Genomic DNA, 11,460 nt, shown 5'->3' on the forward strand with positions numbered 1-11,460 from the left:
CTAAGCGCCCAGCACCTGCACCCGCCAGACGCCGTCCTTGATGAGCTTGGCATAAGGGCCCGGCACATCGGCACGCCACTGGCCCTGGCGCACAGCTGTGTCGTACTGGCAAATCGTTTGCCCTTGCAAATCCTCGATTTTCCAGCTAACCCGCTGACCCTCGGGCAAGGCGCTGTCAGCGCCGATGCTGCTGGACGACAGGTTGCAGCCCACATGAAAGTCCAGCCCCAAATCTTGCGCTTCGTGGGGCGGAAAATCCTGCCCGTCCATGAAGCCGAACACCGGATCGTGTGACAGCAGGCTTTGCTTGACGGTGGGCCAGATGTGCAGGCGCAGGAAATGCTGGTCCACCACCCGAGCGCCCAGGTACTGGCCTTGCGCGATGTACTGCACCATCTGCTGGCGCACATTTTTGAAAATGCCGCCACAGCCGCCCCACATGCCGGCCAGCAAGAGCTCGGTGTGCGAGAAATAGTCGCGCATCAAATGGAAGCATTTGCCGCTTTGCAGCCAAGCCTCGATGGCGGCCACCTCACGCCTTGAGATCAACGAGTCGGCGTCCCGGATCAGAAAGCGGTCCACACCCGCATCTTCCAGCACCAAAAATCGCCACATCAGACCGCTGAGTTCTTGCCGGTCCAGCGGACTGACTTCGCGCACCTGCGCACCCAGCGCCAGCAAGCCAGCGCGCACCTGTTCGGGCACGCTGTCGTCCACATAAAAGCGGCAAATCCACTGCGGCAGCAACTGCTGCGCCACCATCACATTGAGCTTGGCCGTCTCTCCATAGCGGGGGTTGTCGCCAAACAGGCTGAAAGCGATCACCTGGCGTTGTGGATCGCGTGCAACTTCGGGCAGGCTCAAGGGCAAAGACATCGGCACTTGCGCCAGGGTTTGCTGGTCCTTCAGATGCAGGCTGTGGGCGCCATGCTGTCGCACTTCGGCCATGCTCCCCATGTGCCCACACACCTCGGTGAGGCCATCCCACAAGTTCACATCTTTCGGCCCCAGAGCGCAGGCTTTCAGGTAGGTGGCGTGGGCTTTGTCGTATTCGCGCAGGCGCAGATGGCACAGCGCGGCATCTCCCAAAATCTGTGGGTGCTGTGGCATCAAGGCCCGCGCCTGAGCATTCACGCCCAAGGCTGCCGCATGCTCGCCCTGCGCCATGAGCTGCACAAAGCGCTGCCCCAGCGCGCTCAGGTTTTGGTTCAATTGGGCGATGTCTTTGGCAGAACGGCGAGGTGCGGGCATGGGAGGGTCAAGGTGGGTTCGTGTCGCGGGTCAGGCTGGGCCATTTCCAGCGACAAAGAACACCAAGCATACCCAAACCAGCACTTTGGAATTCAAATACACCACCGAGTCGGTCAGACCTGCCCTCGTCATGACTTTTGTCAACCACGTTACTTCGGCATTCACCGTTGTCAGGAGAATGTAGCGATTAGGCAGGACACTGGTAACGTTGTTCCTGCACCGTTTTTATTTTTTCAATTCTGGAGACATTCCCATGAGCCGTGAAGTTGTTGTTGTCAGCGGTGTGCGCACCGCCATTGGTACCTATGGCGGCAGCCTCAAAGACATTGCCCCCACCGAGCTGGCCGCACAAGTGGTGCGCGAAGCCCTGTCCCGCGCGGGCACCGAGGGCAAGGACGTCGGCCATGTGGTGTTCGGCCATGTGGTCAACACCGAACCCAAAGACATGTATTTGTCGCGCGTGGCGGCCATCAACGGCGGCTGCGCCGAGGGCACGCCCGCCTTCAACGTGAACCGCCTGTGCGGCTCGGGCCTGCAAGCCATCGTGAGCGCCAGCCAGTCCATCTTGCTGGGTGACTGCGACATCGCCATCGGCGGCGGTGCAGAAAACATGAGCCGTGGCCCTTATGCCAGCTTGAGCGCCCGCTGGGGTGCCCGCATGGGTGACACCAAGATGGTCGACATGGTGGTCGGTGCCTTGCACGACCCCTTCCACACCATCCACATGGGCGTGACGGCTGAAAACGTGGCCGCCAAATACGGCATCACCCGCGAGATGCAGGATGCCTTGGCGCTGGAAAGCCACAACCGCGCCGAACGCGCCACAGCCGAGGGCCGTTTCAAAGACCAGATCCTGCCCGTCATGCTGAAAAGCAAAAAAGGTGATGTGGCCTATGCCACCGACGAGCACTTCCGCCCCGGCTGCAAGCTCGAAGACATGGCCAAGCTCAAGCCCGTGTTCGTGAAAGAAAACGGCACCGTGACCGCAGGCAATGCCTCGGGCATCAACGACGCCGCCGCCGCCGTGGTGCTGATGGAAGCCGGTGCCGCCAAGGCCCGTGGTGCCAAGCCCATGGCCCGTCTGGTGGGTTATGCCCACACCGGTCTGGACCCCAAGATCATGGGCGTGGGGCCCATCTCGGCCACGCACGCCGTGCTCAAGAAAACCGGCCTCACCGTGAACGACCTGGACGTGATCGAGGCCAACGAAGCTTTTGCGGCCCAGGCCTGCGCCGTGACGCGCGAACTGGGCCTGGACCCTGCCAAGGTCAACCCCAACGGCTCGGGCATTTCGTTGGGCCACCCCATCGGTGCCACGGGCGCATTGATCACTGTGAAAGCCCTGTACGAGCTGCAGCGCGTGAACGGCCGCTATGCGCTGGTGACCATGTGCATTGGCGGCGGTCAGGGCATTGCGGCGATTTTTGAACGCATGTAATAAGGCTACCCGCCTGCGCGGGTATGGCCTTTATGTCACCCCAGGTCTTCGCCCGGGGTCACAAGCACATTCGTCACCCCGGACTTGATCCGGGGTCCATGCCAGAACATTCAACGGGCATTCAAAGCGGCAAGAGGAGTCGGCTCATCCAGAAAGCTGTCCGACCGCAAGGTGATCACCAACGTGTCGCGCCAGCCACCCTCCGCTTCGGGCTGAATGGGCGTGGTTTCGTGGATGACGCGGGTGTCGTCCAACAGCAAAAGCGACCAGGGCTCGCTCAAGGTGAAACGCTGGCCGCGTGGACTGTCCATGTCGAACACACGGGTCTCCCCACCCTTGATGCCGTGACGTCCAATCAAAAACACCGCCACCCAGTTGACGCCATCGCGGTGCGCGCCCTCGGGCGTGGGGCGACCAATGCCGTCGGTGGTATCGATGCGAAATTGGTGCGCTTCGGTGAACCAGGTTTGATCACCCTGCGCCGCCGAGGCCACGCTTGCCAACCAGCGCAGCAAGGCAGACCATGCCGCTTGTTGCACCACCTCGGCAGCCATGGGCTCGAACCAGCGTTGCATGCCGCCGTGCAAGGCGTTGTAGGACACGGGTTGCCAATGCGCACGGTGCGGCGTGGCCTTCAGTTTTTGGGCAGTGACTTCAAAACTGGCATGCCGACGGCGGCGGTAACGGCCGCCGTCTTTGAGGTACTGGTCTGGCGGCAAGTCGTTCCAGCTGGGCTGCAGTGCCTGCAAGGCCTGAACAGACACACCGGCCAAAGCGCACACACTGTCGGCGCTCAAGACCGCGAAGCCTTGAGAAGACAAGGTGACATTGAGTTGGTCAGGCGCAGTCAGCGGCGGCGGCAGGGTGTTTTGAGGCATGAAAACGTCCGGGCAATCAGGCAAAGACTGCAAGCATAACGTCCCCAAGAACCATGATCACGAGCAAGGCCGAATGAAGGGACTTTCAAGGACAGTGCTGATGTGGATCAAGATCTGCAGGCACGTCCAAATTTAAGCTCTCCGCAGGTGGTCGCATCCGGCTGCACAGGAGAAAACCATGACCCGACTGCAATGGAGCGATGCCTTGTCGCTGGACATGCCCGCCATCGATGACGGTCATCGCCGCTTTGTGGAACTGCTGGACTTGGCGCATGAAGCCAGCGACGCCTCGCTGGTTGATCGCTGGCGCGATCTGTTGACGCACACGGCCCGTATTTTTGAGCGCGAAGACCGGTGGATGCACGCCACGCAGTTTTCATCGGACCACATTCACAGCACGCAACACAAGGTGGTGCTGCAAGTCATGCGCGAAGGATTGGCGGCCGGTGAATCGGGCGAGTTGGCCACGATCCGCAAAATGGCCGGCGAACTGGGTCAATGGTTCGCCAACCATTCGCAATCGATGGATGCCGCGCTGGCCTTGCACTTGCGCAAAACCGGTTACGACCCCGCCACCGGCGTGCTCAGCATGCCCGACGACATCGCCTTGGCAGCGTAAGGACAGGCATCACCTCAGGCGTAGCGCTGGCTGGCCAGCTTGGCGCCTTCGGCCAGCGCCTTGAGTTTGGCCTCGGCCACAGCGCGGCTCATGGGGGCCAGGCCGCAGTTGGTGCAGGCGATCAGGCGGTTCTTGGGCACGAACTGCAAGGCGCGGCCAATGGTGTCAGCGATTTCTTCGGCCGTCTCGATGACCGGGTTGGCCACGTCGATCACACCCACCATCACGTCTTTGCCTTCGAGCAGCTTCATCATTTCCATCGGCACATGCGAGTGCATGCACTCCAGGCTGACTTGCTGGATGCTGCTCTTGGCCAAGGCCGGGAACACCTTTTCGTACTGCCGCCATTCATGGCCCAGCGTTTCTTTCCACTTGTTGTTGGCTTCGATGCCGTAGCCGTAGCAAATGTGCACGGCGGTGGTGCAGGTCAGACCGCGCGCGGCCACCTCCAGCGCTTTCACACCCCAGTCGGCCGCCTCGTCCATGTAAACGTTGAAAGCCGGTTCGTCGAACTGGATGATGTCCACGCCATCGGCTTGCAGCGCCAGCGCTTCCTGGTTGAGCAACTCGGCAAAGGCCATCGCCATCTTGACCTTGTCGCCATAAAAGCGGTCGGCCACGGTGTCCACGATGGTCATGGGGCCGGGCAAAGTGAATTTGAGTTTCTTTTTGGTGTGGGCTCGGGCCAGCTGGGCTTCGAAGGCGTGCACACGGCCCTTGAGGCGCAGCGGCGCAATGACTTGGGGCACTTGCGCGTCGTAGCGGTTGTTGCGGATGCCCATGGTGACCTTGTTCACGAAGTCGATGCCCTCGACCTGCTCGACAAAGCCGTGCACAAAGTGCTGGCGCGCCTGCTCCCCGTCACCGATCACGTCCAGGCCCGCGTCTTCCTGCGCCTTGATCCACAGCAGCGTGGCATCGGCCTTGGCTTGCTGCAGCTCGGGGCCTTGGGTGGTCCACTGGGGCCAGAGTTTTTCGGTCTCGGCCAGCCAGGCGGGTTTGGGCAAGCTGCCAGCGATCGCGGTGGTGAACATGTCAAAAATCCTTGGGTTAAAAAATCAATGCTCAGGAGTTTGCCGCAAGGGCAAATTCTTGGGCGAGCAGTTCGTAAGAGCGCATTTGCGCTGCAGGGTCATGCGTCCAGGTGATGACGACCAGCTCGTCGACCTCCAGGCGCGCCGCCAGTTGGCGCAGCTTGCGGCCTACGGTGGCGGCCGAGCCGATCAAGGCCCCATCACGCAGGCGTTGCAGCGCGAACGCCTCGGCCGGGCTGTAGTCACGCGCTGCTTCTTCGGGCGGCAACAAAGGCCCAATGCGGCCCAGGTTGCGGTCCATCTTCCAGCGGGCACGGCTCTCGAACAGGCGCAGCGCTTCTTCGTCGGTGTCAGCAGCCAGTGCCCACAAGCAAACAGTAGCGGCGGGCTTTTGCAGCGTGGCACTGGGTCGGAAGGTTTCGCGGTAAATCTGCAAGGCCTCATCTGCGCCCTGCCCGTCGGTGATGAAGTAGGCAAACGCATAGGGCAGCCCCAGGTGCGCCGCCAGCTGAGCGCCATAGTCAGAGCTGCCCAGCATCCAGACGTCGGGTGAAGTGTCCGACTGCGGGTAAGCGTACACGTTGTGGCCCGGGTGACCGGGTGGCAGGTTCTGGCCCTTGACCCAGGCTTGCAATTCCATCACTTGCTGCGGAAAGCGCTCAGAGGCGTTGCGGTCGGGATTGAGCAGCTGAGCGGTGCGCCCGTCGCTGCCCGGTGCGCGGCCCACGCCCAAATCAATTCGGCCTGGAGCCAGCGCATCGAGCACGCGGAACTGCTCGGCCACCTTGAGCGCCGAGTAGTGCGGCAGCATCACCCCCGCACTGCCTAAGCGTATGCGCTGCGTGCGGGCGGCGATGGCGGCCATCAAGACCTCAGGCGCCGTGCCCACGATGCTGGGGTGGCTGTGGTGTTCGCTCACCCAAAAGCGGTGGTAGCCTAAGGCTTCGGCCTGCTCGGCCAGCGCCAGCGTCTGACGAATCGTGAGGTCTTGCCCGCGCCCTGAGGCGGCAGCGGATTGGTCAAGAATGGAAAGTTTCAAAGGCATTCGGATGTGGGATGAAGGACTCAGGCCTTGGCCGAGCTGTCCAAGCCGGCCATTTCAGCCTCTTGCAGGGCACGCCACATGACTTTGCCGCTGCCGCTCTTGGGCAGCGCATCGACAAAGCTCACCACGCGGGGCATTTTGTAGACCGCCATGTTCTCACGACACCAGTCGATGATGTCCTGCTCGCTGACTTGGCCCTTGTGGTCTTGCCGCAGCACGACCACGGCCTTGACGGATTCACCGCGGTAGGCATCGCGGGTCGAGATGATGCACGCTTCCTGAATGGCGGGATGCCGGAACATCAGCGCCTCGACCTCTGCGGGCCAGACCTTGAAGCCGCTGGCATTGATCATCCGTTTGAGGCGATCGGTCATGAAGAAATAGCCTTCTTCATCGATGCGCCCCATGTCCCCCGAACGGAAAAAGCGCAGGCCATCGCGCTCAAAAAAAGCGCTCTCGGTCGCATCCGGACGTTTCCAGTAGCCTTTGAAAACTTGCGGGCCACTGATCACGATCTCGCCGGACTCACCCTGTGGCAACTCGGCCAACGTCTCTGGGTCAACGATGCGTGACGTCACACTCAAGATCGGAATGCCCAGGCATTGCTTCTTCGGTGCGTCGGGCGGGTTGGTGTGCGAAGGGGCTGCGGTTTCGGTCAAGCCATAGCCTTCGATGTAACGCAAACCGAACTGGTCGAGCAAACGCTGGGCCACCGCTTCGGGCATGGCGGCACCGCCACCGCCGATGTAAGCCAAGCTGCTCAGGTCGTACTTTTGCAAGTTCGGACTGCCCAGCAAATCGATCACCATGGTCGGGATGTTGGTCCAGTGCGTCACACGCCATTTGGAAATCAAGTGCCCCGCAGCATCCCGATCCCAGCGCGGCATGATGACGAGGCTGGCCCCGATAAAGATGCTGGCATGCATGACGCTGACCATGCCCGTGATGTGGAACATGGGCACCACGCAAAGTGTCACGTTTTCAGGCGTGCCGTTGCCCCACAAGCCAGACGCCATGGCGTTGTGCATGATCGTGCCATGCGTGTGCATGCACCCCTTGGGCAAGCCCGTGGTCCCGCTTGTATAGGGCAAGATGGCCAAGTCATCGGAGCTGGCCTTCACCGCAGGCAAAGCGACTGCTGGAGCATCCATCAAAGCCTGCCATGCGTGGGTTTGACCTGCCGACAATGCGGGCAGATCGCGCACCGGCAAAAGCCAGGAATGCCAGGCTGGTGGCAAGTCATCGGCCGTCAAGGCTTCAGGATCAAAGACATCCGAGAACTGCGTCACGACCATGTGCCGCAGCTGTTGATCCGCGGGCAAAGCATTGCTCGCTTGGGCCAGTTCTGGCGCCAGATCTGCCGTGGTCACAGCCACCCGGGCATCGGGGTCTGTGATGTAGTGCTTGAGCTCCTCGGCCTTGTTCATCGGGTTGACGGGTACGACCACCGCGTCCAAACGCAAGATCGCGAAATGCGTGATCACCAGTTGAGGGCAGTTCTGCATGTTCAGGATGACGCGATCGCCTGCCTTTACACCCAAAGCCGACAGCGCTGAGGCCATATTTTCGGCCGCAGCCTGCAGCTGCCGGTACGACCAACTTCTGGCCATAAAAACCAAGGCAGGCTTATCGGGGTATCGCATGGCGCTGATTGCCAAATTCATCCACAGGGACGTGACCGGTGGCGTGATTTTGGCGGGCAGGCGCGCTGGCCAAACGGCATCATGGGCTGGCATTGATGGTCTCCTGATTCTTGTGGCTTGGCCTGCATGTTAATAGGCCACACGCCGCCCACAAGGGTGGGTTTTGTCGCAGGCGGGACCTGAGCCCCCATGAATGCATAGACCCATCCTTGCTCACCTGTTTCAAATTGTTTATTAATAAGTAATTTGGTTTTAATTTAAGGAACATTTCACATTTTTATCACTAAAATAAACTTATGCAAACACATCCTACCCACGACACCATCGAAGACTACTGTGGCACCACCTATGCAGCCAAATTGCTTGGACTGTCGGTAGGGACCATCCAGACATTGGTCGAAAAGAATGAACTTCAAGCCTGGAAAACACAGGGTGGCCACAGGCGAATTTCCATGCAGTCCATTCGTGAATACCAGCGCAAGCACAACATGCTCATGTCGCCCGCCGAAAATCGGGAAGGTCGGCTGAAAGTATTGCTGGTTGAAGATGATGCTGTCACACGTGACATGCTGCGGGATTTTTGCAACAGGTGCGAAACACCCGTCGATTGCACGGCCATGTCATCGGGCCTAGAAGCACTGATCGACATGGCCAGCATTCAGCCAGACGTGCTGATCGCCGACTTGAACATGCCCGGTGTTGATGGTTTTGAGCTCTTGCGCACGATACGCCAAACACCTCAGTTCAACCGAATGACCTGCTTGGTCATTTCTGCATTGTCTCAAGAGGACATTGCCGCTCGCGGTGGCTTGCCAGAAGGCACGGTGTTCATGGCCAAGCCCATCAACATGCAATGGTTCAATGGTTTTTTCACCGCGTTGATCGCAGGCCGCCACGTGGAACTGCAGACCTGAACAGCGCTTGAAGCGCCTGCTTTCCAGTTGGTGAGCAGGCATGAAAAAAGCCGCTACATTTCTGCAGCGGCTTTTTTATTTTGGCGGAGTGGACGGGACTCTACGCCAAACTAAAAACATCGTTGATTTCATTAGACTTTTTGCAGTTCACTCTACAAAAATCTGCTACCACTATTGCTACCATGCCTAGCCGGGTCGCAAAACGAGTTCCAAATATACGCGATCCTTAATATGTGTGGTCGTTCTTTTAATATTAAATTTCAGACGAACTTCAGCCGTTCGGTCATGAATAAAAATGCCCAATCATCTACAACGTGACCACAGGGATCGACGGCCTCTGCTGGCGGTAATCGGCACAGAAAAATTCTATGTAGCCTTCGATATATCGTTGCGATGGCACGCCTGATGCCGTCGACTGACTATATAACCGAAAGCATAGTCAACACTGAACCTTCGGGAAGTTTGATCGATTGCGACCAGACCTCCATTCGATAGGTGCTTGGGCCGCTAATCCAGCGGGAGGCACCCTCTCGCTTCGGGCGACTCAGCCCTTTCACTGCGCCAAAAGCCATTTCGAATGCGATGGTGTCCTGATGTAATTCGTTGAGGATGTAGAAATCGGTTGAAAAGTTACGGCTGCGCCTGGACCATTTCAACCTTCGTTGATCGTGACAGGTGATCGCGATCGCCCCCTGGGCACGCTGAAGCAGCTTCAAAGCGGAAGCAGTCAAACTGGCTTGAAAAGCGTCGCCCATTGCGTTGGCAAGATCAAGGCTGGGTTTGCGATCTGCAACCCATGGCCAGACTAAATAATCCGGAAGAATCAGTTGGCTAGCGAAATTATTTGCATCAGCCTCAATAGTCTTGGCTTCTGCGTTCTGTGGACCAATATCAGCGCTCGAGCACTTGAATGATGCTCTCTGAGCATCCTGGATCCAATGAGCCAATTCATGACCCAGTGAGAAGCGCCTTCTTCCTATGTTGTCGTCCACGGCGACACTGATAACAGCACGATCATCGGTAGCAACCAAACGGGCCGCGCAGCCGTCGAGTTTTCTGTAAACGATGTGCGCACCTTTAGCGCTGGCAATGGCCTCCAAATCAATGTGTTCGGGCATCCTTACGCCATGCACCCAGAGCAAACGCTCCGGGCGGCTGAGCATGTCGACATTAACGATCATCATCGGCATCGATGATCTTGCCCATTAGCACTAGATCGTCATAGAGCGTTTCCAGATCGGCATCACTTTGGCGACTTCCATCTCGGAAGGCGGTCGCTAACTGTGGTTCCGTCGCGAAGGCTTGCGCGATGCGCTTCTTTATTAGATCCAACGTAAGCCCTAATGATTTCTTGGGGACCGCGCGCACCTGCATAGCCACCTTGGAAGCTGCAGCTTGTTGACGGAGACTGGCAGCCAGAACGTCATCAAGACTCACTGCAATGCTGGTCGCAAGTTGATCGGGGTCAATACCTTCAGCGACAAACTCAGCCCAAATGTCTTCGTCAGACGAGGCATCGAGGTCTTTGAGTGACAACACTCGAACTGCGTCGAGAGTTTTCTGAAATTCGTTGGTCATCGCTGTCTCCTTCCTGGCATCAATTTATCCACCTGTCTCCTCAGCCTCCGTCGTGCCGTGTCGTAGGTTTTTTGATCGAGATCGAATAAAGCAAGTACATCTGCCACCGGCATGTCCGCCTTCTGCCCCTCGATAACAGCGAGCACTTCCTGGTCGTCCTTAAAGTGAGTCTCAATGATTCGTACATCAGCCTCAACTTCCTTCTGCCTGTCAAACGTCTCCTCTACCTCCATGGCCTGTTCTACGACATCAGCGTTCCAACGGCCAGCCCGATGCATCACTGCGTCCATGTCCCTGGTCTCGCCCGCCAAATTCTCCAAACGGTCAACCTGTGTTTGTCCTAGTGACTCACGGGATCCGTTGGCAATGCTGTCCATGCAGCCGGACAAAAAGGCCGGAAACGGAACTCGATCAATAGGCCACGGACGGCCACGTTCACCGTCCTGCTTGGACCCGCTTGCAGCGACGAGGGCGCGCTTAAAAGCTTCATTGAACAACTCTGTGGGATCCGTGTACTCGGTACCCCAAACAAGCAGACGTGCTCTTGCGAACAAACGAAGCCGCTCGGCGGCGGTCAGCATGGTCAGGGCACGGGATAGCTCCTCGACACTGGCATGACGTTCTGAAGACGGTTTTGGTGACACGAATCCTCCCTAGGTTCTTAAGTGTGCGGTTGTCATTTTGCATGCGGACAGCGTTCGAACAATTGTCCGCGCTGGGATTTGCCACCGCACACCTATGTAGCAGCAATCACGCTGCAACAAGGAACATCAATATGAGTAAACGCAATCAGCATGTTGTCCCTCGCGAAGATGGCTGGGCCGTCCGAGGTGCCGGTGCCCAACGAGACACACAACTGTTCGACCGCAAGCAAGATGCGGTGGATCGTGCCCGGGAAATATCGCAGAATCAGAAGTCCGAGTTGGTTGTCCATGGCCAGAACGGTCAGATTCAATACAAGGACAGTCACGGCAACGACACATTTCCGCCTAGGGGGTAAGAATGGCTAGCCCGGATATTTCACGCATGTAGCCAACGGCGTGCGCAGCGGGGCATCGCG

12 protein-coding genes are annotated in these 11,460 nt (G+C 58.6%); 4 read left to right on the forward strand and 8 right to left on the reverse strand.

Annotated elements, in window-relative coordinates; translation table 11 throughout:
- Entirely contained in the window at window positions 1-1,251 is a 1,251-nt protein-coding gene (locus tag Q1W40_RS07470; protein WP_300710586.1) for a tetratricopeptide repeat protein, read from the reverse strand.
- Window positions 1,252-1,504: 253 nt separating this feature from the next.
- Here Q1W40_RS07470 and bktB point away from each other — a divergent pair, with 253 nt between their 5' ends.
- Window positions 1,505-2,689, forward strand: coding sequence for a beta-ketothiolase BktB (gene bktB / locus Q1W40_RS07475; RefSeq protein ID WP_300710588.1), 1,185 nt, complete (start codon window positions 1,505-1,507; stop codon window positions 2,687-2,689).
- Window positions 2,690-2,799: 110 nt separating this feature from the next.
- Here bktB and Q1W40_RS07480 read toward each other — a convergent pair whose 3' ends face one another.
- Window positions 2,800-3,567: a 2OG-Fe dioxygenase family protein gene (locus Q1W40_RS07480; protein ID WP_300710590.1), complete on the reverse strand. Its 768-nt coding sequence runs from the start codon at window positions 3,565-3,567 to the stop codon at window positions 2,800-2,802.
- 178 nt (window positions 3,568-3,745) lie between these two features.
- Here Q1W40_RS07480 and Q1W40_RS07485 point away from each other — a divergent pair, with 178 nt between their 5' ends.
- Window positions 3,746-4,186: a hemerythrin domain-containing protein gene (locus Q1W40_RS07485; RefSeq protein WP_300710592.1), complete on the forward strand. Its 441-nt coding sequence runs from the start codon at window positions 3,746-3,748 to the stop codon at window positions 4,184-4,186.
- 14 nt (window positions 4,187-4,200) lie between these two features.
- On the opposite strand, the gene Q1W40_RS07490 is transcribed toward Q1W40_RS07485, so the two are convergent.
- The 3 genes from Q1W40_RS07490 to Q1W40_RS07500 are packed head-to-tail and all read right to left on the reverse strand — an operon-like array spanning window position 4,201 to window position 8,001.
- Window positions 4,201-5,220, reverse strand: coding sequence for a methionine synthase (locus Q1W40_RS07490; protein ID WP_300710594.1), 1,020 nt, complete (start codon window positions 5,218-5,220; stop codon window positions 4,201-4,203).
- A gap of 31 nt (window positions 5,221-5,251) precedes the next feature.
- Window positions 5,252-6,265 carry an LLM class flavin-dependent oxidoreductase gene (locus tag Q1W40_RS07495; protein WP_300710596.1) on the reverse strand — a complete coding sequence of 338 codons (1,014 nt, stop codon included), beginning with the start codon at window positions 6,263-6,265 and terminating at the stop codon, window positions 5,252-5,254.
- 20 nt (window positions 6,266-6,285) lie between these two features.
- Window positions 6,286-8,001: a long-chain fatty acid--CoA ligase gene (locus tag Q1W40_RS07500; RefSeq protein WP_300710598.1), complete on the reverse strand. Its 1,716-nt coding sequence runs from the start codon at window positions 7,999-8,001 to the stop codon at window positions 6,286-6,288.
- Window positions 8,002-8,204: 203 nt separating this feature from the next.
- Between Q1W40_RS07500 and Q1W40_RS07505 the strand changes: the two genes are divergently transcribed.
- Window positions 8,205-8,822: a response regulator gene (locus tag Q1W40_RS07505; RefSeq protein WP_300710600.1), complete on the forward strand. Its 618-nt coding sequence runs from the start codon at window positions 8,205-8,207 to the stop codon at window positions 8,820-8,822.
- A 419-nt stretch (window positions 8,823-9,241) separates the two neighbouring features.
- On the opposite strand, the gene Q1W40_RS07510 is transcribed toward Q1W40_RS07505, so the two are convergent.
- From Q1W40_RS07510 to Q1W40_RS07520, 3 genes are read right to left on the reverse strand one after another with little or no spacing between them, the layout of a single operon-like run.
- A complete protein-coding gene (locus Q1W40_RS07510) occupies window positions 9,242-10,006 on the reverse strand; it encodes an ImmA/IrrE family metallo-endopeptidase (RefSeq protein ID WP_300710602.1) in 765 nt (254 codons plus the stop codon).
- Window positions 9,993-10,400: a hypothetical protein gene (locus Q1W40_RS07515; RefSeq protein WP_300710604.1), complete on the reverse strand. Its 408-nt coding sequence runs from the start codon at window positions 10,398-10,400 to the stop codon at window positions 9,993-9,995. The genes Q1W40_RS07510 and Q1W40_RS07515 overlap by 14 nt, the downstream gene beginning before the upstream one ends.
- Window positions 10,397-10,981: a hypothetical protein gene (locus Q1W40_RS07520; RefSeq protein ID WP_300710606.1), complete on the reverse strand. Its 585-nt coding sequence runs from the start codon at window positions 10,979-10,981 to the stop codon at window positions 10,397-10,399. The genes Q1W40_RS07515 and Q1W40_RS07520 overlap by 4 nt, the downstream gene beginning before the upstream one ends.
- A gap of 194 nt (window positions 10,982-11,175) precedes the next feature.
- Here Q1W40_RS07520 and Q1W40_RS07525 point away from each other — a divergent pair, with 194 nt between their 5' ends.
- Entirely contained in the window at window positions 11,176-11,400 is a 225-nt protein-coding gene (locus tag Q1W40_RS07525; protein ID WP_300710608.1) for a DUF2188 domain-containing protein, read from the forward strand.
- Window positions 11,401-11,460 lie beyond the last annotated feature (60 nt).

This window comes from Limnohabitans sp. (assembly GCF_030158565.1).
GTDB lineage: Bacteria > Pseudomonadota > Gammaproteobacteria > Burkholderiales > Burkholderiaceae_C > Limnohabitans_A.